This window comes from Vannielia sp. ABF1_015, assembly GCF_056160745.1.
Window position 1 is genome coordinate 710476 of sequence record NZ_JBSWXT010000002.1, and the last position, 21961, is coordinate 732436.

18 protein-coding genes and 1 tRNA gene are annotated in these 21961 nt (G+C 64.7%); 12 read left to right on the forward strand and 7 right to left on the reverse strand.

The annotated features are described in order from the left end of the window. Both mraZ and ACXAG6_RS15815 read right to left on the reverse strand, forming a co-directional pair. Nucleotides 1–507, reverse strand: a complete 507-nt coding sequence (gene mraZ, locus ACXAG6_RS15810) for a division/cell wall cluster transcriptional repressor MraZ (protein ID WP_475338750.1) — start codon at nt 505–507, stop codon at nt 1–3. Between the two features lie 653 nt (nt 508–1160). Beyond that, nucleotides 1161–2240, reverse strand: a complete 1080-nt coding sequence (locus tag ACXAG6_RS15815; RefSeq protein ID WP_475338751.1) for an Mrp/NBP35 family ATP-binding protein — start codon at nt 2238–2240, stop codon at nt 1161–1163. A 248-nt stretch (nt 2241–2488) separates the two neighbouring features. On the opposite strand from ACXAG6_RS15815, the gene ACXAG6_RS15820 reads away from it, so the two are divergent. Both ACXAG6_RS15820 and ACXAG6_RS15825 read left to right on the forward strand, forming a co-directional pair. Further along, nucleotides 2489–2704: a DUF1127 domain-containing protein gene (locus tag ACXAG6_RS15820; protein ID WP_140014842.1), complete on the forward strand. Its 216-nt coding sequence runs from the start codon at nt 2489–2491 to the stop codon at nt 2702–2704. Nucleotides 2705–3558: 854 nt separating this feature from the next. Then, nucleotides 3559–4443 (forward strand): NAD-dependent epimerase/dehydratase family protein, encoded by an 885-nt coding sequence (locus ACXAG6_RS15825; protein ID WP_475338753.1) that lies wholly within the window; start codon nt 3559–3561, stop codon nt 4441–4443. A gap of 194 nt (nt 4444–4637) precedes the next feature. Here ACXAG6_RS15825 and ACXAG6_RS15830 read toward each other — a convergent pair whose 3' ends face one another. Continuing rightward, nucleotides 4638–7004 carry an ATP-dependent helicase gene (locus ACXAG6_RS15830; protein ID WP_475338755.1) on the reverse strand — a complete coding sequence of 789 codons (2367 nt, stop codon included), beginning with the start codon at nt 7002–7004 and terminating at the stop codon, nt 4638–4640. Between the two features lie 213 nt (nt 7005–7217). On the opposite strand from ACXAG6_RS15830, the gene ACXAG6_RS15835 reads away from it, so the two are divergent. The 8 genes from ACXAG6_RS15835 (at nt 7218) to ACXAG6_RS15870 (ending at nt 16410) form a co-directional block, all read left to right on the forward strand. Continuing rightward, nucleotides 7218–7937: a hypothetical protein gene (locus ACXAG6_RS15835; RefSeq protein WP_475338756.1), complete on the forward strand. Its 720-nt coding sequence runs from the start codon at nt 7218–7220 to the stop codon at nt 7935–7937. A 122-nt stretch (nt 7938–8059) separates the two neighbouring features. Beyond that, nucleotides 8060–11497 carry a pyruvate carboxylase gene (locus ACXAG6_RS15840; RefSeq protein WP_475338758.1) on the forward strand — a complete coding sequence of 1146 codons (3438 nt, stop codon included), beginning with the start codon at nt 8060–8062 and terminating at the stop codon, nt 11495–11497. Between the two features lie 69 nt (nt 11498–11566). Further along, on the forward strand, nt 11567–11953 hold the full coding sequence (locus tag ACXAG6_RS15845; protein WP_475338759.1) for an MAPEG family protein: 387 nt from the start codon (nt 11567–11569) through the stop codon (nt 11951–11953). 85 nt (nt 11954–12038) lie between these two features. After that, nucleotides 12039–12113, forward strand: a tRNA-Gly gene (locus tag ACXAG6_RS15850). A gap of 91 nt (nt 12114–12204) precedes the next feature. Then, nucleotides 12205–14337 (forward strand): hypothetical protein, encoded by a 2133-nt coding sequence (locus ACXAG6_RS15855; protein ID WP_475338760.1) that lies wholly within the window; start codon nt 12205–12207, stop codon nt 14335–14337. A gap of 108 nt (nt 14338–14445) precedes the next feature. Beyond that, the gene (hisB, locus tag ACXAG6_RS15860) at nt 14446–15033 is read left to right on the forward strand and encodes an imidazoleglycerol-phosphate dehydratase HisB (protein ID WP_475338761.1); all 588 of its coding nucleotides are present in this window, start codon (nt 14446–14448) and stop codon (nt 15031–15033) included. Between the two features lie 91 nt (nt 15034–15124). Next, complete coding sequence (hisH, locus tag ACXAG6_RS15865; protein ID WP_475338762.1) at nt 15125–15763, forward strand: imidazole glycerol phosphate synthase subunit HisH; 639 nt, start codon at nt 15125–15127, stop codon at nt 15761–15763. Then, complete coding sequence (locus ACXAG6_RS15870; RefSeq protein WP_475338763.1) at nt 15760–16410, forward strand: Dph6-related ATP pyrophosphatase; 651 nt, start codon at nt 15760–15762, stop codon at nt 16408–16410. The genes hisH and ACXAG6_RS15870 overlap by 4 nt, the downstream gene beginning before the upstream one ends. A 24-nt stretch (nt 16411–16434) precedes the next feature. Here ACXAG6_RS15870 and ACXAG6_RS15875 read toward each other — a convergent pair whose 3' ends face one another. After that, the gene (locus ACXAG6_RS15875) at nt 16435–16830 is read right to left on the reverse strand and encodes a DUF2147 domain-containing protein (RefSeq protein WP_475338764.1); all 396 of its coding nucleotides are present in this window, start codon (nt 16828–16830) and stop codon (nt 16435–16437) included. 147 nt (nt 16831–16977) lie between these two features. Continuing rightward, entirely contained in the window at nt 16978–17367 is a 390-nt protein-coding gene (locus ACXAG6_RS15880) for a DUF2147 domain-containing protein (RefSeq protein WP_140014853.1), read from the reverse strand. A gap of 294 nt (nt 17368–17661) precedes the next feature. Between ACXAG6_RS15880 and hisA the strand changes: the two genes are divergently transcribed. Both hisA and ACXAG6_RS15890 read left to right on the forward strand, forming a co-directional pair. Then, the gene (hisA, locus tag ACXAG6_RS15885) at nt 17662–18381 is read left to right on the forward strand and encodes a 1-(5-phosphoribosyl)-5-[(5-phosphoribosylamino)methylideneamino]imidazole-4-carboxamide isomerase (protein WP_475338766.1); all 720 of its coding nucleotides are present in this window, start codon (nt 17662–17664) and stop codon (nt 18379–18381) included. Between the two features lie 169 nt (nt 18382–18550). Next, nucleotides 18551–20278: a GMC family oxidoreductase gene (locus tag ACXAG6_RS15890; RefSeq protein ID WP_475338768.1), complete on the forward strand. Its 1728-nt coding sequence runs from the start codon at nt 18551–18553 to the stop codon at nt 20276–20278. Between the two features lie 54 nt (nt 20279–20332). Here ACXAG6_RS15890 and ACXAG6_RS15895 read toward each other — a convergent pair whose 3' ends face one another. Next, a complete protein-coding gene (locus ACXAG6_RS15895) occupies nt 20333–20779 on the reverse strand; it encodes a DUF302 domain-containing protein (protein ID WP_475338769.1) in 447 nt (148 codons plus the stop codon). 77 nt (nt 20780–20856) lie between these two features. Continuing rightward, entirely contained in the window at nt 20857–21945 is a 1089-nt protein-coding gene (locus ACXAG6_RS15900) for a THUMP domain-containing class I SAM-dependent RNA methyltransferase (protein WP_475338770.1), read from the reverse strand. Nucleotides 21946–21961: the final 16 nt, after the last annotated feature.

The window sequence follows — 21961 nt, forward strand, 5'->3', positions numbered from 1 at the left end:
TCAACCCTCGCTTTGGACGCTGTCGAGCAGCTCCAGCGGGTCGAAGTCATCGCCCATCTCGTCCAGCCACTCTTCGTCATCCACGCCGTGAACCTCGTCATAGGTCTCCGGCTTCCAAATCTGAAAGCTGTCACCCGTGGCGATAAAGAAGGCCTCCTTCTCAAGGCCAATCTTCTCTCGCAACTTGGCGGGCAGCACCAGCCGCCCGGTCTCGTCAACCTGCGTGGGCAGGGACATACCGGAATAGAGCCGCTCAAGGTAACGCCGCTGCTTGGTGCCGCGCGGCATGGCGGCGATCTTCTCGTCAATCTCGTTGATCGCGTTGACGGTGTAACACTTCAGGTGATCCTGGCGCTTGTCGCCATAAACGATCACGAGGTTGGGCGTGTCGCCCTCGGAGCAATCGGGGTCTTCTGCGGCCAGCACATGGCGAAACAGGGCCGGGATGCTCACCCTGCCCTTCGTGTCCACCTTGTGGTGGCTCTCGCCTCTGAACCTGCGACCCAAATCGTCGCTCCCTCATTGTCCCGCGAGGCCCGGTTTCGGACCCCGAAAATGAAAACGGCGGATTGAGCTGCTGCCATGTGCCCAATCCGCCGCCCTCGTCCCATTTCTGGGTGTCCGACTGCGCGCGCCACCTGGGGGGGATGTCTGCTCGCTCGCGCGCCGGATCTCTTCGTTCAGATGAAAGCGGGTGCCTGTATGAAAGCCTGCCTGACTTTTGGGAGTTTGCGATCTTGCGTCGCTTTGTGTTCCCGTCTTCATCTTGGGATTAGGTATGCCATGGGAAATCGTGGGAGGCAACAACACTTTCACCCACAAATGCCAAAGGAGGCACAAGCAAGGCCCCGCCGGTTCCGTCCGATCACAGGATTTTCAGCCAAAACACGGAATTTATGGTAAGTGAGCGCGAAGCGGACACTAGATATAGTACCGCCCAGCGCGGGCAAAAATTCCCTCGTTTTCCCTAAAAAACTTTGCAGCAAGGCCAAATCAAGGGGGATTCAGGCCATATCTCCTGCCTGAATCCCCCATCAGCGGCCCGAATCCGCCCCATCACAGGCGCGCGATTCGCCGCGACTCACTGGTGATCCCGTGAATTCCCACACCGCATCCCATGATCTCCCATGGGTGGGGCAATTTCCCAGTTCGGCCCGGTGTCAGCCCATTCCGCCGCTCACCAGCCCGCGCGCAAGCTGGGCGTAAGCCTCCGCCGCAGGCCCCTCGCCCGCCGCAATCGGCAAGCCCTTGTCGCCGCCCAGCCGGGTTTCCAGCTCCAGCGGCAATTGCGCCAGCAACGGCACGCCCATCTTCTCGGCCTCCGCCGCCACGCCGCCGTGGCCAAAGAGATGCGCCTCATGCCCGCAGTTCGGACATATATAAGTAGTCATGTTCTCAATCAGCCCCAGAACCGGGGTCTTGAGCTTGCCGAACATGTCGATCGCCTTGCGGGCATCTATCAGCGCCACATCCTGCGGCGTGCTCACCACCACGGCGCCGGTGATCGGGTAGCGCTGGCACAGCGTCAGCTGCACATCGCCCGTGCCCGGCGGCAAGTCGACGATCAGCACATCAAGCTCGCCCCACTCCACCTGAGTCATCATCTGCTGGAGCGCGCCCATCAGCATCGGCCCGCGCCAGATGACGGCCTGCGCCTCTTCCAGCATCAGCCCGATCGACATGAAAGTGACGCCATGCGCATGCAACGGCAAAATCCGCTCACCGTCCGGGCTGGCGGGGCGCTTATTCACCCCCATCATCCGCGGCTGGCTCGGTCCGTATATATCAGCGTCGAGCAGGCCAACCTTCCGGCCCTCGCGCGCCAGAGCCACCGCGAGATTCGCCGAAACGGTGCTTTTGCCAACGCCGCCCTTGCCAGAGCCCACCGCAATGATCCGCTCCACACCCGGAATCTTCTGTGGCCCGGCCTGCGGGGTGGGATGCCGCCCCACCTTCAGGCTGGGGGGCGCCTTGGGGGCCTGCGGGGCCGCGCTATGCGCCGTGAGCAAGGCCGAAACGGAAGAAACACCTTCAACCACACGAACTGCCGCCTTGGCCGCTTCGAGAATCGGCTCCATGCGCGATGCCGCATCTGCATCCGGCGCCTCGATAACAAACTTAACCTCGCCACTGTCGCTGATCTGCAACGCACGAATCATATCGCGAGATACTAAGTCGCCGCCATCCGCAAGCCCCACTTTCGTCAATGCGCTTTGGATATCGCCCTTATCTACAGGCATTTCGCCCCCTTCATTCCATCCGGCGCCCGCTGTTTTTACGTGGCGTCATTTCTGCTGCATTTTATTTGTCGCTCAAAATTTAGCCTTAACGCCCTGAATCTCCAGCTCTTTAACCTATTCACCCCGTGCATAGCCGCGTTGCAGCAAAAGGGGTTTGTGCAGGTGCAGCAATTGCCTACATTGATCTCAACAAACGGAGCACAGAACGGCTCCACCACCGCTACGACATTACTAAGGACACAGCCACCATGGCTTACGCAACCGCACACAACACCGCCCACACCGGCTTCCTTGGCCGCATCGAAGCCTTCGTCGAAGCCCGTCGCGAAAACGCAGCCAAGCGCCGCGTGTACCGCCAGACGCTCCGTGAGCTTCAGGGCCTGACCAACCGCGACCTCGCCGACCTCGGCATTGCACCGTCGATGATCCGCTCGGTTGCCTACCAGGCCGCCTACGGCGCCTGACGCAGGATACGAAGAGCCCTCTCCTCCTCCCTGGGCTCTTCGGTATCGGCGGCGACACCATCTCCTCCCGGTGTCGCCGCCGCAAACCTCCGGTTAACCGGAGGCGCGTATTAGAGATCAGAACGTCCGTCCTCCTCCCTGGGCGTTCTGTCATAAGGCGGCGATGCTCACCTCCTCCCGAGCATCGTCGCCGCCCAAAGTTTCGGTTTCGGAGCGCCCTCTCCTCCTCCCTGGGCCTTCGAGATCCGGCGGCAGCCCACCTCCTCCCGGGCAGGCCGCCACCCAATTCGGTTTCGGACGGCCCGTCCTCCTCCCTGGGCCTACCGAGATAGGCGGTGACCTCATCCTCCTCCCGAGGTCACCGCCCCCAAGTTTCGGTTTCGAGGTGCCCTCTCCTCCTCCCTGGGCCCTTGAGATCCGGCGGCAGCCCACCTCCTCCCGGGCAGGCCGCCACCCAATTTGGTTTCGGACGGCCCGTCCTCCTCCCTGGGCCAACCGATATCAGGCGGGCCCCCATCCTCCTCCCGGGGTGCCCGCCGCTCTAACAACCGGTTTCGGGTCGCCCGACCTCCTCCCTGGGCCCCCGGAAGCATAGGGGCGGCGCCTCACCTCCTCCCGAGGCAGCCGCCCCATCCTTCCTTCAGGAAGGGATCAGAATTCAGGCACCCGACCTCCTCCCTGGGTGATCTGATATTGGCGGCGATGCTCACCTCCTCCCGAGCATCGCCGCTTTTCATTTGGCAGCCCGAGACGTCATCCTCGGGCCCGACCCGAAGATCTCTCCACACCCAGCCCGCCTTCTGCTTTCGCACCCCGACGCCCCCGGATAGTCTGCGCGAAAAAGGAGACCCCCCATGCGCATTCTCTTCACCGGCGGCTCAGGCAAGGCCGGTCGTCACGCTGTTCAATACCTGCTCGAGCAGGGCCATCGCGTGCTAAACGTCGATCTCACCCCCTGCAATGTCCCCGGTGCTCTCAACCGCATTGCCGATATCACCGACCTCGGCGCCATGCATGACGCCATGCGCGCCTATGCCGATTTCGATGAGCTGGAGCCCGGCACCGGCGTGCCCGCCTTCGATGCCGTCGTGCACTTCGCTGCCGTCCCGCGCATCATGGTGACGGGCGACGCCGAATGCTTCCGCGTCAACACCCTTGGCACCTACAACGTGATCGACGCCGCGCTCAAAGCCGGGGTCCGCAAGGTGATTTTCGCCTCCTCCGAAACCACCTATGGCATCTGCTTCGCCGATGGCGAGCGCAAGCCCGAGCATATCCCCGTCGATGAGACTCACCCCACCGAGCCCGAAGACAGCTACGCCATGTCCAAGGTCGTGAACGAGGCCACCGCCCGCAGCTTCCAGCGCCGCTCCGGGACCGACATCTACGGGTTGCGCATCAACAACGTGATCGAGCCGCACGAATATGCCGAGATGTTCCCCGGCTTCATCAACGCCCCCGAAAAGCGCCTCCGCAACTTCTTTGCCTATATCGACGCCCGGGATCTTGGGCAGATGGTAGAATGCTGCCTGCGCACCGATGGGCTTGGCTACGAGGTGTTCAACGTGGCGAATGACACTCACTCCGTCGCCGCGCCAACCTCCGAGCTGATCGCGCAATTCTACGAGGGCGTGCCGCAAACCCGCGAGATGGGCGAGCACGAGACCTTCTTCACCAACGAGAAGGCCAAACGACTGGTCGGGTTTTCGCCCAAACACGACTGGCGAAGCGAACTCTGATCGTCCCTCTCCACCGTCATCCTCGGGTCTGACCCGAGGATCTCGCCGAAAAGAGGCCCTCGCATCACCACCGCACGCTGCTTTGATTAACGCCTCCCATGTCATTCGACATGTGCATGGGCTGTGCATCCCTTGTGCACAGGATGTTGCCCACTGCTTTTCAGAGTTAATGGCCGGAAGTTAACCCACCGCGCCTAGAACGGAATATCATCCGCCGCGCTCGACGCAGGCACCACGAACTTGGCCACAACCTTCTTCACGCCTGCTTTTTCAAAAGCGATTTCAAGCTTGTCGCCCTCGATCCCGGTAATGGCGCCATAGCCGAACTTCTGGTGGAACACCCGCTCCCCCACGCTGTGCGATGACACCGCCTCAGCGTCGATCACCATGTTCCGGCTCTCCTTCGGCTGGCTCATCCCCCGCACCTGCGCCCGCGCCTGAAGCCGCTTCCAGCCCGGCGAGTTATAGCCATCCGCGCGGGCCGCATCCTCTTGTAATGTCGAGCGAACTTCGCCTCCGCCCATCCCGGCCCCAGCCGCCGCGCCATAGCCGCCACCGTAGAGCCCCGGAGGCGTCAGCACCTCCACATGCTCGCCCGGCAGTTCGTCGATAAACCGGCTCGGCAGGGCGCTTTGCCACTGGCCATAAATCCGCCGGTTGCCCGCAAAGGAAATCGTGCAAAGCTCCTCGGCCCGGGTGATGCCCACATAGGCCAGCCGCCGCTCCTCCTCGAGCCCCTTCACCCCGCTCTCGTCCATGCTCCGCTGCGACGGAAACAGCCCGTCTTCCCAGCCCGGCAAGAACACCGCCGGAAACTCCAGCCCCTTCGCCGCATGCAGCGTCATGATAGACACTTTCGGCCCGTCATCCTCGCTCTCATTGTCCATGATCAGCGCGACGTGCTCCAGAAACCCTTGCAAGTTTTCAAAGGATTCCAGCGCCTTCACCAGTTCCTTCAGGTTCTCCAGCCGCCCCGGTGCCTCGGGCGTTTTGTCATTCTGCCACATGTCGGTGTAGCCGGATTCTTCCAGAATCTGCTCGGCCAGCTCAATGTGGTCGTCCTCGTTCAACGCCCCGCCATGCCAGCGGCCAAAGCCCTCCAGAAGCGCCCCGAGCTGCCCCTTCGCCTTGCCCGTCAGCTCGCCAGAGGCCACCAGAATCCGCGCGCCCTCAAACAGCGAAACCCCGTTCGCCCGCGCCGCCCGCTGCATCTTCTGAATCGCCTTGTCGCCCAGCCCTCGCTTGGGCGTATTGACGATGCGTTCAAACGCCAGGTCATCATCAGGCGAAACGGCCACGCGGAAGTAGGCCATCGCATCGCGAATCTCCATCCGCTCATAAAACCGCGGCCCGCCGATCACCCGATAGGGCAAGCCGATGGTCAGAAACCGGTCTTCAAACGCCCGCATCTGATGGCTGGCGCGCACCAGAATGGCACATTCGTTCAACCCGATAGGCCGCATCCCGCGCGTGCCGCCCTGCGTCGCCTCCAGCTCATCGCCGATCCAGCGAGCCTCTTCCTCGCCGTCCCAATGGCCGATGAGGCGCACCTTCTCGCCCTCCTCGGCCTCGGTCCACAGCTCCTTGCCCAGCCGCCCCTTGTTGGCGGCAATCACGCCTCCGGCAGCGCCCAGAATATGCGGCGTCGAACGATAGTTCTGCTCCAGCCGCACCACATGCGCGCCGGGAAAATCCTTTTCAAACCGCAGGATATTGCCCACCTCGGCGCCCCGCCAGCCATAGATCGACTGGTCGTCATCGCCCACGCAGCAAATGTTCTTGTGCCCCTGCGCCAGCAGCCGCAGCCACAGATATTGGGCCACGTTGGTATCCTGATACTCGTCCACGAGGATATATTTGAACCAACGCTGATACTGCGCCAGCACATCCTCATGCTCCTGGAAGATCGTGACCATGTGCAGCAGCAGGTCGCCAAAATCGACCGCGTTCAGCGTCTTCAGCCTGTTCTGATACTCACGGTAGATCGCCACGCCTTTGTGGTCATAGGCCCCGGCATCGGCGGCGGGCACCTTGTCAGGTGTCAGGGCCCGGTTCTTCCACTGGTCGATGATCCCGGCAAGCATCCGCGCGGGCCAGCGCTTGTCGTCGATACCCGCAGCGGCGACGAGCTGTTTAAGAAGCCTTAACTGGTCATCGGTATCAAGGATGGTGAAGTTGCTCTTCAGCCCGGCCAATTCGGCATGGCGGCGCAGCAGCTTCACGCAGATCGCGTGGAAGGTGCCCAACCACGGCATCCCCTCTACCGCCTGCCCCATCAACCCGGCCACGCGATTTTTCATTTCTCGTGCGGCCTTGTTGGTGAAGGTCACCGCGAGAATTTCATTGGGCCGCGCGCGCTGGGTCAGCAACAGGTGCGCAATCCGCGTGGTCAGCGCCTTCGTCTTGCCGGTGCCCGCGCCCGCGAGCATCAGCACCGGCCCGTCAAGCTGCTCCACCGCCTCACGCTGTGCGGGATTCAGCCCATCAAGATAGGGCGCGGGTCGGGCGGCCACCGCCTGCTGCGAGAGCGACAGGGCCTGTTCTTGTTGCGGACTGCTCATGGCGCGAGTGTAACCGCTCCCGCCTCCGAGGGGAAGATGCGCGTTCGCGTTGTGTTCCGCGCTCGCCAGACCAAGCGGATCATCGTAAATGCGGGTTAACCTTACGATATCGTTGATATTTTATCCCGCAGTCTCGGAGTTTCGCCGCCCCGCCTTTAACAAGCGTTAACCGCCTCGGCCTAGCATCCTCCAACATCCAGTAAGGAGAGACTGATGTTTCAGCAGCGCGAGCCGGGGGATTTGAAGCAACTGCTTGATGGATTCGAGGTGCCGATGTTCGCGGTTGAACGGCGCGCGCCGGATGCGCCCTGGGTGCTCTTGTGCATCAACGCCGCCCACGCCAACGCCTCCGGCATGAACGCCACAGAGGTTGCCGGGCGCGAGGTAACGGCGCTGCTGCCCGAGGCCGATGCCGATTGGGCCTGCGCCCGCTATCACGAATGCACCCGCAGCCCCGAGCCTTTGCGCTACGTCGAAAAGCTCACCATCGCCGGACAGCGGCAAGAATGGGATACCTCCCTCCAACGGGTCCGCCTGCCCGATGGTGGCGAGCGCGTAATCGGCACCGCGCTGGTGCTGCGCCCGGAAGCGGCCACGCTGGCGCAATGCTCGCTCTCCACCATCCGTGATCAGGCGGTGGAGGCAGATTGGCACCTGTCCCGTGTCACCGTCTTTCTTGAAAGCATCGCCACGATGGCGGCCGCCGAGCTGTCACCGGCGCGTCTCGCATTGCAGGCCGAGGGGCTCGCCGCCACCTGTCGCAACGTCAGCAGCCTTGTCAGCCAACTCCGCCGCACCGCCGAGCGGATTGAGCGCAACACGCCGCGCGCCACCAATGAGGAAACCACCACCACCTGGCACAAGAGCCCCGACACCACCGGTGATCCTGCAGCCACATTGCGCAGCGCGGAAGCCCAAGTTTTGCAGGGCTAAGGCGGGCCTGCACCAAACACAAACCTGCCGCGTCTACCGCTGCAATGCAGCATTTCCCTTTCCCTCAGATGAAATCTCCGTAACAATCATCCGCGCTGCAATGCGGAAATACGGAGAAGACAATGGCCGAATTCCAGAAAATCTTGATCGCAAACCGGGGCGAAATCGCCATCCGGATCATGCGCGCCGCCAATGAACTGGGCAAGAAAACGGTCGCCGTCTATGCCGAGGAAGACAAGCTCGGCCTGCACCGGTTCAAGGCGGACGAGGCCTATCGGATCGGCGAGGGCCTTGGCCCCGTGGCAGCCTACCTGAGCATCGAAGAGATGATCCGCGTCGCCAAGATGAGCGGCGCCGACGCGATTCACCCCGGCTACGGCCTGCTCTCCGAGAACCCCGAATTTGTCGACGCCTGCGAGGCCAATGGCATCAAGTTCATCGGCCCCAAGGCCAAGACGATGCGCCAGCTTGGCGACAAGGCCAGCGCCCGCAAGGTCGCCATCGAGGCCGGCGTGCCGGTGATTCCGGCCACCGAAGTGCTGGGCGACGACATGGAAGCCATCGCCAAGGAGGCCGAAGAAATCGGCTATCCGCTGATGCTCAAGGCCAGTTGGGGCGGCGGCGGTCGCGGCATGCGCCCCATCAATGATCCCTCTGAACTCAAAGAGAAAATCCTTGAGGGCCGACGCGAGGCCGAGGCCGCTTTCGGCAATGGCGAGGGCTATCTGGAAAAGATGATCACCCGCGCCCGCCACGTCGAGGTGCAGATCCTGGGCGACAGCCAGGGCAATATCTACCACCTCTGGGAGCGCGATTGCTCGGTGCAGCGCCGCAACCAGAAAGTCGTGGAGCGCGCCCCCGCCCCCTACCTCTCAGAAGCCCAGCGCGAAGACCTTTGCAACCTCGGCAAGAAGATCTGCGAGCACGTGAATTACGAGTGCGCCGGCACGGTCGAGTTTCTGATGGATATGGAGACCGGCAAGTTCTACTTCATCGAGGTCAACCCGCGCGTGCAGGTCGAGCATACCGTCACGGAGGAGGTGACGGGCATTGATATCGTCCAGTCCCAGATCAAGATCGCCGAGGGCAAATCGCTGATCGAGGCCACCGGCACGGCATCGCAATATGATGTGCGCCTCAACGGCCACGCGCTGCAATGCCGCGTCACCACCGAAGACCCGCTCAACAACTTCATCCCCGACTACGGCCGCCTCACCGCCTATCGCTCCGCCACCGGCATGGGCATCCGGCTCGACGGCGGCACCGCCTATGCGGGCGGGGTCATCACCCGCTATTACGACTCGCTGCTCACCAAGGTCACCGCCTGGGCCCCCACCCCCGAGGCCGCCATCGCCCGGATGGATCGTGCCCTGCGCGAGTTTCGCATCCGGGGCGTTTCCACCAACATCGCCTTTGTCGAGAACCTGCTGAAACACCCCACCTTCACCGGCAACACCTACCACACCAAGTTCATCGACGAGACGCCGGAACTGTTTGATTTCAAACGCAGGCGCGACCGCGCCACCAAGATCCTGCGCTACATCGCCGACATCACCGTGAACGGCCACCCCGAAACGGCAGGGCGCCCCAAGCCCGCCGAGGCCAAGCCGCCCAAGGCCCCCCTGAGCCGCGTCGAAGCCCCTGCCCCCGGCACGCTCAACCTGCTGCAACAGAAAGGCCCAAAGGCGGTGGCCGACTGGATGAAGGCGCAAGAGCAGCTTCTCATCACCGACACCACCATGCGCGATGGCCATCAGTCGCTGCTCGCCACCCGAATGCGCTCGATCGACATGGTCCGCGTCGCCCCCTCCTACGCCGCCAACCTTCCCCAGCTCTTCTCAGTGGAATGCTGGGGCGGCGCCACCTTCGACGTGGCCTATCGCTTTCTGCAAGAATGCCCCTGGCAACGCCTGCGAGACATTCGCGCCGCCATGCCCAACATCATGACGCAGATGCTCCTGCGCGCCTCCAACGGCGTGGGCTACACCAACTACCCTGACAACGTGGTGGTGAGCTTCGTGAAGCAGGCCGCCGAAAGCGGGGTGGATGTGTTCCGCGTGTTCGACTCGCTGAACTGGGTCGAAAACATGCGCGTGGCGATGGATGCCGTGGGCGAGAGCGGCAAGGTCATCGAGGGCACCGTCTGCTACACCGGCAACGTGCTGGACCCGGACCGCGCCAAATATGACGTAAAGTATTACGTCGATATGGCAAAAGAGCTGGAAAAGGCCGGCGCCCATGTGCTGGGCCTCAAGGATATGGCCGGGCTGCTCAAGCCCTCCGCCGCCAAGGTGCTGATCCCGGCGCTGAAAGACGCGGTGGATATCCCGATCCACTTCCACACCCATGACACGGCAGGCATCGCCTGCGGCACCATCCTCGCCGCCGCCGAAGCCGGGGTGGATGCGGTCGATTGCGCGATGGACGCCCTCTCGGGCAACACCTCTCAGGCCACGCTGGGCACCGTGGTCGAAGCCCTGCAATACACCGAGCGGGACACCGGCCTTGATATCGGCGCGATCCGCGAAATCTCGGATTACTGGGAAAGCGTGCGCGCCCATTACGCGGCGTTTGAGTCCGGCCTTCAGGCCCCCGCCTCCGAGGTCTACCTGCACGAAATGCCCGGCGGCCAGTTCACCAACCTCAAGGCGCAGGCCCGCTCGATGGGGCTGGAAGAGCGCTGGCACGAGGTCGCCCAGATGTATGCCGACGTGAACCAGATGTTCGGCGATATCGTGAAGGTCACCCCCTCCTCCAAGGTCGTGGGCGACATGGCCCTCATGATGGTGAGCCAAGGCCTCTCCCGCGCCGAGGTCGAAGACCCCAAGCGCGAGGTCTCCTTCCCCGATTCGGTCATCGACATGATGAAGGGCAACCTCGGCCTGCCCCCCGGCGGCTGGCCCGCAGCCATTCAGGCCAAGGTGCTGAAGGGCGAAAAGCCGCTCACTGAACGCGCCGGCAAATCAATGAAGCCAATCGATCTGGAGGCCACCCGCAAGGAGGCCTCCGAGAAGCTGGGCTTTGAGCTGGATGACGAAGATCTCAACGGTTACCTGATGTATCCCAAGGTCTTCACCGATTATGCCGCACGGCACGAAGAATACGGCCCGGTCCGCACCCTGCCGACCGATACGTTCTTCTATGGCATGGAGCCGGGTGACGAGATCTCGGTCGAGATCGACCCGGGCAAGACCCTCGAAATCCGCATGTCGGCGCAGGGCGAAACCAACGAAGAAGGCATCGCCCGCGTCTTCTTCGAACTCAACGGCCAGCCCCGCACCGTCCGCATCCCCGACCGCCGCGCAGGCGCCGCCGTGCAGGCCCGCCCCAAGGCGGAACTCGGCAACGAAAACCACATCGGCGCGCCCATGCCCGGCTCGGTGGCCTCTGTCGGGGTCAGCGCGGGCCAGAAGGTGAGCGCAGGCGATCTGCTGCTGACCATCGAGGCGATGAAGATGGAAACCGGCCTCCACGCCGAGCGCGACGCAACCGTCAAAGCGGTGCACGTCTCCCCCGGCGATCAGATCGACGCGAAAGACCTGCTGGTCGAGTTGGAATAACGCGGCGTTCCCGGTTGATCCGCCTCTCATGTTGCCGTCTGATGGCGGCAACCCGAGGGAGATTTGCCAATGTTCGCCGTCACATCCATCTACGCTGGCCTGCTGGCGGTGTTCTTCGTGGGCCTCAGCTATGCCGTCACCGTCCGGCGGCGCAGCCGGGGCATTTCGCTGGGAGACGGCGAAGACAAGCGCTTGCGGGCGCTCTCGCGCGAACAGGGCAACTGCGCCGAATACGCGCCGCTCGGCATCCTGCTGCTGGCGCTCTGCGAGGCGCAGGGTGCGCCCACCGTTGCCCTGCACCTCTTCGGCATCATGCTCTTCGCAGGCCGCCTGCTCCACGCCCGCGCCCTGCTTGGCCCACAGATGAACCTAGCCTTCCGCGTCAGCGGCATGGTGCTGACTTTTCTCGCGCTCCTGCTGATGGGCTTCGGCCTCTTGCTGCACAGCCTGTTTTGAGCGTCAGAAAATTTTTCGCCAAACCGGTGAAATTACCTCTTGAACCCGCCCGGCCCCGCCGTTATCTCACCGCTACTCAACGGACGCGGGCGTAGCTCAGGGGTAGAGCATAACCTTGCCAAGGTTAGGGTCGTGAGTTCGAATCTCATCGCCCGCTCCAATGAGTTCTCTTCATCCCTCCACAAGCAGTTGAAGCTCAGGCGATTTTCGCTAGGCTTGCAGCATTGATTGTGCCTGAGGGAATTTGACCGATGTGGAATTTCAAGTCCTCCCTTGCCTGGGGACTCCTGAAAAAGACCGCCGCCTTTACCGGCTACCGCGCCGGGATCTTCCTCGGAACCGCGCTCTGCTATGCGCTTCTGGCCTGGATCGGGAGCATCATTGGCGTTGCCATCACCAGGGGCGCAATGAACAACGGCGCGGATTTTGGCACGATCATTGCCCTCGCCCGCACCATGCCGCCGCTCTTCATGATCCTGCTTTGCGGTAGCCTCGGCATTGGCATGTGGTTTCTGCGCAAGCACCTCTACTGGTATGTCCGCGTGCCGCACATGGCGCTCATGGCCGAAATCCTCGAAGGCCGCCGCCTCCCCGAAGGCAGCCAGATCAAGGCCGGGATGGAGATCGTCAAAGCCCGCTACGGCGACATGAACCGCCTCTGGGCCCTGCGCGGCCAAGTCGAAAAGACCCTGCCCGCCATAAACCCGCTGTTGCCCTTGCGAGCGCTCTTCCGGATGAAGCCCGAGGGCAAGGGCGTGGGCATCAACACACCCTACCTCTGGCTGGCCGAGCGCCCGATGGACGAAATGGTGCTGGCCCACGGCCTGCGCAAACGCGCCGTAAACCCCTATGCCGCCGCCCGCGAAGGGCTGGTGCTGCTGGCGCAAAACGGCAAGCCCGTGGTGGGCAATGCGCTCACCCTTCAGGGCCTTGGCTGGGCCTACACCTTGCTGGCCTTCGTGGCCTGGCTGGTGATCTTCGCACCCTTCATCCTGCTGGCCCCCGGCGCGGGGCTGCTGGTGGTCATCATCTCCTGCTTTTTTGCGTGGGGCACAAAGGCCGGGCTGATCGACCCTTTCACCAACGCCTGCCTGCTGCAAATCTACATCGGTGCAACGCGCGGCCAGCGGCCAAACCCCGATTGGGAGGCCCGGCTGGATACGGATTCAGAGGCCTTTGCAGAGCTTGGCAAAGAGGCCGCCACCCTGCCCGGCGGGGCCGATCGCACCACCGCCACCGCGCAGAAAACCGTCATCGGCGGCGCGCTTCCGGCGGATGAAGAAGCGGCCGCCAGCCCGGCTGCACCGGCGGCACACGCCGCGCCCGCCGCCGCAGCGACGGCTGCGACAATGGCCGTAACGATTGAAGAGAAGGCCGCAGCCTCGGCCTTTGCACCGCCCCCCGAGCTGATGCCCAGCGGCTTCGTTCCGCCCAAACCCGCCCCGGTGCCGGTCGCAGAGGCTCCAGCCGCCGAGGCGCCCGCAGAGCCAACACCTGCCGCCCCGCCGCCCGCGGCCTCTGCACCCGCTCCCACGCCCGAACCCGAAGCGGTGCCCCCGGCCCCTGCGCCCGTCGCCACAGAGCCCACACCAGAGCCGGCCCCCTCTCAACCCGCAGAGCCACCTGCGCCAACGCCAGAGCCAGACCCGGCCCCCGTGCCGCAGCCCGCGCATCCGCCAACGCCGCCAGAAACCCCGGCAGACCCGCCCGATGAAAGCCCGGTGCCCACACCGCCCGAGGTGCCCCAGCCAGAGCCGCCGCAGGAAGTGCCGCCAGCAACCCCGCCGGAGCTTCCGCCGGAAACAGCCGATGCCGAACTGCCACCCCTCACCGCCGAAGACGCCGTAACCTCAACCCCTCAGGCGCTCTCAAACGCCCCAGACACCAGCGCCATCCCTGCGGCGATCAGCGATCCTTGGGCTGCGCCAGAGCCCGAAGAGGCCCCTGCTCCGCCCGAACCGGAACCCGAGCCTGAGCCTGAGCCCGCGCCGGAACCTGAGCCTGAGCCGGAACCTGAGCCTGCCCCGCAGCCCGAACAAGTGGCCGCGCAAGAGCCCGCACCGGCACACGCACCGGCGCCCGAGCCGCCGCGCGCCAGCGTCACCCAGGCCCCGCAGCCGCTTGCCGACGACCCCGAGACAGAGGCCACCCCGGCCCAAATCGCCGACCCATGGGCCGCAGCGCCTGCCGCCGCCGCCGCGCCGCCGCCGCCGGATCCCGAACCCGCGCCGGAGGAGGCCGCCGAGGTCGCCCCTGCTCCACCGCCGCCAGAAGCGGCACCCGCACCGCAAGCCCCGCCGCCGCCCCCGGCAGCCAGCGCCAAAACCGTCATCGCGCCGCTGCCAGTGATCGACGAAGACAAAACCCCCGGCGACGAACGCTAAGCGCCGCGCTGGGGCAGCCGCGCCACAGGCCGCGCCTCTGCGCCAACGCCCCCTTTCCCCGCGCGCTGCCCGCGCCTATAGAGCCTGCGACCCGCTTCGGAGGCTCCAATGCGCAAAGCCAGCGTCACCCGCGAAACTGCGGAAACCGCAATCACCGTCGAAATCGACCTCGACGGCACCGGCAGCTATGTCAATTCCACCGGGGTTGGCTTCTTTGATCACATGCTCGATCAACTGGCCCGCCACGCGCTGATCGACATGAAAGTTCAAGCCAAGGGCGATCTCCACATCGACGATCACCACACCGTCGAAGACGTGGGCATCACGCTGGGCCAAGCGCTCACCCAAGCCATGGGCGACAAGCGCGGCATCACCCGCTACGGCAGCTGCCTGCTGCCGATGGACGACGCCCTGGTGCGCGCCGCGCTCGATCTTTCAGGCCGCCCTTATCTTGTCTGGAACGTCGATTTTCCGACAGCCAAGATCGGCAACTTTGATTCCGAGCTGGTGCGTGAGTTCTTTCAGGCCTTCAGCACCCACGGCGGGATCACCCTGCACGTCGACGCCCTGCACGGGATCAACAGCCACCACATCGCAGAGGCCGCCTTCAAGGCCGTCGCCCGCGCCCTGCGCGATGCGCTGGAGGCTGACCCCCGCAAGGCCGATGCGATCCCCTCCACCAAGGGCACGCTCTGAGGCTGGCCAGCGGCCGCACCCCACCTCAGCCGCATCACCCCCTTGACCCCCCCGCCATTTCCCGCCACCCCTCGGCGCGAAAGGAGCCCCCATGCGCACCGTCCTCATCGACTATGACAGCGGCAACCTGCACTCCGCCGAAAAGGCCTTCCAACGCATGGCCTCCGAGGAGGGCGCGGGCGAGGTCATCGTCACCTCCCACGCCGAAGAGGTCGCGCGGGCCGATCGCATCGTGCTGCCCGGTGATGGGGCCTACCCCTCCTGCCGCACGGCCCTAGCCGCCCGCCCGGGCATGATCGAGGCAATCACCGAGCATGTCGAGGCACGGGGCCGCCCGTTCATGGGCATCTGTATCGGCATGCAGATGATGTCCACGCTGGGCCGCGAGCACGCGGATACGCCGGGCTTTGGCTGGATCCCCGGCGAGGTGGTGCCCATCGCACCCGCCGATCCGGCGCTGAAGGTGCCGCACATGGGCTGGAACGACCTGGTGCTCGAAGGTGCGCACCCCTGTCTTGAGGGTGTGGAAACCGGCGATCACGCCTATTTCGTCCACAGTTATCACCTGCAAACCGAGCACCCCGCCCATCGCCTTGCGCATGCGGACTACGCCGGCGCGGTAACGGCGATCGTTGGCGAAGGCACACGTTTTGGCACCCAGTTCCACCCCGAAAAGAGTCAGGCCACCGGGCTGCGCATCATCGCCAACTTCCTCAAATGGGCTCCATGACAGCCGCCATCGGCTGGTCCTCCGGCAAAGATGCCTGCATGGCCCTGATCCGCGCCCGCGCGGCAGGCCATGAGGTGAAAGTGGCGCTGACCACGCTGAACGAAGCCTTCGACCGGGTGGCAATGCATGGCACCCGCGCCACCATTCTGCGCGCTCAGGCCAAGGCCGCCGGTCTGGAACTGATGGAAGTGCCCCTGCACTGGCCCTGCTCCAATGAGGTGTACGAGGCGCGCATGGCCAAGGCGGTCGACGCGCTCAAGGCCCGTGGCGTGACCGAAATGATTTTCGGTGATCTCTTCCTTGAGGATGTCCGCGACTATCGCGTGGCGCAGCTTGAAGGCAGCGGCATCACCCCGGTCTTCCCGCTATGGGGCGAGGATACCACCGCGCTCGCCGCCGAAATCGCCGCAAGGTTCGACACACGAATTGTCACGCTGGACCCGTCCAAACTGCCTGAAGACTTCGCAGGCCGCCGCCTTGATGCCGCGCTGCTCTCCAGCCTACCCGAAAGCGTGGACCCTTGCGGCGAGAACGGCGAGTTTCACACCTGCGTGCTCGACGCGCCCTGCTTTACAGCGCCCATTCCCGCCACGCGCGGCGAAACCGTCACGCGCGATGGTTTCATCTATTGCGATCTGGTGATGTAGCGCGGGCCATCGGCCCACCGCGCCTCACTTCAACCGGGTCCAGGTCTGATCCATGCAGATCGGCCCGGCGCAGCCCTTCACCACCATCTTGTTGCCGCGAAGGTGCATCTGCGCCCCGTAGTCCCGCTTCATCACAGGCACATAGGCGCGGCCCTGATAGGTGCCCGCCCCGGCAGGCGTCATGTCCCAAAACACGCGCTTGCCCACATTGGGCGATTTGATCGGCTGCCCCGATGCGTTGAAAGCCTTGATGATCGTGCCACAGACCGCAGGGCCGCACTTCACGGCGCGCACATGGGCCACATTGCCCTTCTTGTCAGGCCCGGTCAGCCAAACGCCCTCAGGCGTCGCAGCCTGCGTCGCACCCGCCGCAAGCGCCAGCGCCGCGCCCGCCATCATCATTTTGAAAAGTCCAGTCACCGGCATCACTCCTTCTGGCGACACAGGCTCGCTTCGCTGAAAATCAGCTACTGCAAAGCATGTCTGCCATATGAGCCCAACGGTGAGTCTAAGCAAGAAGTTCCTGCGGGCGCCGCCAGAATCGGCAGGCGCCCGCAAAAGGTGCGCTTACTTCACCTTCTTCCAGGTGCCACCGTCGCGACAAATCCCCAGCACACAGCCGGACACTTTCAGCGTGGAGCCCGAGAGCACCAGCTTGGAGCTGTAGGTCTTGCCACGGTCTGGCGAATACACCTTGCCCTTGTATTGCCCTCCACCCGACGGCTTGGTCTGCGAGATGATCTGGCGGCCAACGTTCTCGGATTTGATCTCCTTGCCGCCCGGCCCATAGGCCTTGATCAGCGTGCCACACAGCCCGCCGCCGCAGGGCTTCACCTGCACCAGCCCCGAGTTGCCATTGTCATCTCTGGCCGTGCGCCACAGGCCCTCAAGCGGATCCGCCGCCCAGGCCGGGGCCGCCACCAGCAGGGCCGCCAGGGTCATTGTAATCTTGCGCATGGTTCTCCTCCCATTCGGTACGCTGCCCGCATCCTCACGCCCCGCGCCCGGCGCGCGCAACTGTTACGTTGGGTCGATGACAGATCACAAACCACCACCCCGCAGATTTTCTTGCTGAAAATACTCCCGGGGGTGTGGGGGCAGCGCCCCCGCTCCCACATCTGCCACCCCGCGCAACATCCGATCAGGGCCGCGCGTGGCAGAACGGGGTGGGCGGGCGGGCGTTCTGCCGCGCGCGGCCCCTTCCCTTCGCCCGCCCCTCATGGCAAACCGCGCCCAAAAGGAGCCCGGCCCATGATCCTCTATCCCGCCATTGACCTGAAAGACGGCCACGCCGTGCGGCTCCTGCGCGGCGACATGGATAAGTCGACCACCTTCAACGAAGACCCCGCCGCTCAGGCGATGGAGTTCGTCAATGCCGGTTGTGAATGGCTCCACCTCGTTGATCTCAACGGCGCCTTTGCCGGGGAGCCGGTCAACGCCGCGCCGGTCGAAGCCATCCTGAAGGCCACCAAGACCCCCGCCCAGCTTGGCGGCGGCATCCGTGACATGGCCACCATCGAGCGCTGGCTCTCCAAGGGCCTCGCCCGCGTGATCCTCGGCACCGTCGCGGTCGAAAACCCGGCGCTGGTGCGCGAGGCCGCCGCCGCCTTCCCGGGGCAGGTCGCCGTGGGCATCGACGCGCGGCACGGCATGGTCGCCACCAAGGGCTGGGCCGAGGAGACGGACGTCAACGCCACCGACCTCGCCCGCAGGTTCGAAGACGCAGGCGTGGCCGCGATCATCTACACCGACATCATGCGCGACGGCGCGATGCAGGGCCCCAATGTCAAGGCCACCGACGCTCTGGCCCAAGCCGTCTCCATCCCCGTCATCGCTTCGGGCGGCGTGTCTTCTCTGGCCGATCTTGAGGCGCTCAAGGCGCGCGGCACGATCGCAGGGGCCATCTCTGGCCGCGCCCTTTATGATGGAGCGCTCGACCTCGCCGAAGCCCTCGCCGCCCTGCGCAACTAACCCCCGCATTATAGTGCACATTCGCGGCGCAACATACGACTTTAGTCGTAGGCTTTCGGATTAACGCTAGGGAAACTCCCCAAACCATGCATTAAATTGCAACATTCACGAGCGAAAGCGGGAGAGGAGGCCTGCGTTCGCATCGTGTAATGACCAAGGGAGGACCCCAATGAAACCGATCTTCACCCAGGCATTGGCCAAGGGCGACCGCCTCATGGCGCTGCAATCCGGCCTCGTCCACGGGCGGCTCGGGCGCCGCCGCTTCATCCAGCTTGCCCTCGCCGCCGGGGCCTCGCTTGCCTCTGCCGAGGTTTGGGCGCAAGAGCTGGGCGATGCAGCTGTCACCCAGCGCTACAACGCGCAAAACATCGCCGCGCGCTACGATTACATCGTCGTCGGCTCCGGCTCCGGCGGGGCCGTGGTGGCAGGCCGCCTTGCTGCGGAAACCGACGCCAGCGTACTGGTGCTGGAGGCCGGGGGCACCGACCAGATCGACGCGGTGCTGAACCCGCTGTTGTGGCCCACCAACATCCGCTCCGAGCGCGACTGGGGCTATAGCGCCGAGCCCTCCGAGCATGTGAATGGCCGCTCGCTGATCCTGCCTATGGGCAAAGTTGTTGGCGGCGGCAGCTCGATCAACGTGATGATCTGGGCACGCGGCCACAAGAATGACTTCGACTTCTGGGCCGATGAAACCGGCGATGACGCGTGGTCCTATGACAACGTGCTCGAAATCTACAAGCGCATCGAAGATTGGCAGGGCGCCCCCGACAGCGCCCGGCGCGGCACCGGCGGGCGGCTCTTCGTAACCGATGTGCGCGACGTAAACCCAATCGCCCCCGCCTTCGTCGAGGCCTGCGGCACAGCGGGCATCCCCGCCTACGACGATATGAACGGCGAGATGATGGAAGGGATCGGCGGCGCAGCCCTCGCCAATGTCCGCATCAAGGACGGCATGCGCCGCAACATCCCGTCCGACTACCTCTGGGAGGCGCTCAAACGCCCCAACATCACCCTGCTAACCGGCGCCACGGTCCACAAGCTCACCCTGAATGGCACCACCATCACCGGCTTGACCTTCGAGAAAGACGGCGAGGTGCATGAGGTGGCTGCTGGCCACACGGTGCTTTCGGCAGGCGCAATCAACACGCCCAAAATCCTCATGCAGTCGGGCATCGGCCCGGCAGAGCACCTTGCCGAACATGGCATCGAGGTGGTGCATGATCTGCCCGGCGTCGGCCAGAACTTCCAAGATCACATCCTCGCTGCAGGCTGCGTCTGGGAATACAACACCCCGCTCCCGCCGGGCAATTCCGCCGCCGAGGCCACCTTCTTCTGGAAGTCCGATTCCGCGCTCGACACGCCCGACCTTCAGCCCTTCCAGATCGAGGTGCCCTATGCCTCCGAAGTGCACGGATCGGCCTATTCGCCGCCCGCCGGAAGCTGGTCCATCGCGCCCGGCCTCGTGCGCCCGCAAAGCACCGGCGAGGTGCGCCTCACCGGCGCCAACCCTGACGATCCGGTGCAAATCGACGGCGGCTTCCTGAAGGAACCCGCAGACCTAAAGGCGCTCACCACCTGCATCGAGCTATGCCGCGAAATCGGCAATTCCGGCCCACTCTCGGACTACGTGAAACGCGAGGTCATGCCCGGCCCGATCACCAGCGCGGAGCTTGACGACTTTGCCCGCAACGCGGCAGGCACCTACTTTCACGAAAGCTGCACCTGCAAGATGGGCAAAGACGAAATGTCCGTTGTCTCCGGCTCGCTCGCCGTGCATGGCGTCGAGGGGCTGTCGATCGCAGATGCCTCAACCATGCCCCGCGTCTCCACCGGCAACACAATGGCCTCTACCGTTGTGATCGGCGAGCGCATGGCCGACATTCTTATCGGCTAAGGCGCGCGGGCGCGGGCGCGGGGGCATCTCCCCTCCCGCGCCCGCAGCACTTTATTATCCGGCGGCAGCCCCGGTCAGCTTCTTCAATGCGCCTTCCATCTGCTCGATAACCGCCAAGTCGTCATCCACGCCCACCTCGTCCAGCATCTCCTCTGGATCCTGGTAGGAGAGCATCACCGCGCCCTCGGCATCTTCCCAGATCAGCACCTTCATCGGCAGCACCAGCCCGGCCATCGGGTTATCCTGAATCGCAGGCGTTCCCAGCTTGGGGTTGCCGAAAATCACCAACTCCATCGGTGCAAGCATCATGCCCGCACGCTCCGCGCCGCCCGCGTGATCGACCCGGGCAAACACCGTCGCCCCCGCACCCTCGATTGCAGCGACCAAGCGGTCCGCCACCTCGGCCACGCTTCCCGTGGCCTCCACGTTGACGATGTCATCATCCGCCAGCGCAGGGGCGGCGGCGAGGCTCAGGGCAAGGGCAGTTATCAGCGGTTTCATGGCAGTCTCTCCCGGTTGGTTCGCGCAAGCTCAACCCAGCAAGGCCCGCCCCGTTCCCCACGTCCATGAAAGCCGCATCACATCTGCGCCATCCAGAGCCGCACCTTCAGCCCGCCGTGGGCCACATGCGGCCCTGGCGGCTCCCACGGCAAGCCGGTGGCGCGGGCGAGCTTTTCATCGCTCGTCACCATCGCCACCCGCCAACCCTCAAAGCGCTCTTTCATGACTTTGCCAAAGCTGCCGTAAAGCCCAAAGAGCGGCCCCTTGCTGCCGATCCGGCTGCCGTAGGGCGGGTTGCACATCACCAGCCCCGGCGCGCAATCGGGCCGCACCAAGGCGCTCACGCTGGCCTCCTCGAAGCGGCAGTCCACACCCGCCCGCTCTGCATTCTCCCGGCTCATCTTCACAGCCCCCGCATCGCGGTCAGAGCCGATGATCGGCCCATCCCCCCGCGCCACCGGCGGCCTCGCCTTCAGCGCCGCAAACCCCTCGGCATCAAAGCCCGGAAACCCCTCAAAGGCAAAGCGCCGCCCCCGCCCCGGGGCCAGCCCGCCGGCAATCTCCGCCGCCTCAATACAAAACGTGCCCGAGCCGCACATCGGGTCCATCACCGCCTCGCGCCCGGCAAAGCCCGCCGCCCGCAGCAGCCCGGCTGCCATGGTTTCGCGCAGCGGCGCAGCGTTCACCGCCGTCTTGAAGCCCCGCCGATGCAGCGCCTCGCCCGAACTGTCCACGCTCACCACGCAGCGGTTTTCCTCGATCCGCACCAGCACCCGCAGCCCCTCCGAGTCCACCACCGCGCCTGCGCGGCCCAAGGCCTCCTCCAGCCGCCCCTTCACCGCGCCCGCGTGATAGAGCTTGGAATGCTTTGTCGCCGCCTCGGCTCGCACCGGCTGGCCCGGCACCAACACCGCGGCCCAGTCCACCGCGTCCAGCCCGGTTTCCAGCGCCCTGAAGCTCATCGCCCGAAAGCTCGCCAGCCGCACCAGCACCCGCCCCGGAATGCGCAGCACCAGATTGGCCCGCCAAACCTCGCTCCACGCGCCCCGGCACACCACGCCGCCCGGCACCACGCGGGCCTTGGCGAAACCCTGCTCGCGGGCCTCGCCGGCGGCCACCTCCTCCAGCCCCGGCGCGACCACCAGAAAGATCTCAAGCTTTTCCATACCCCTGCCCTAGCCG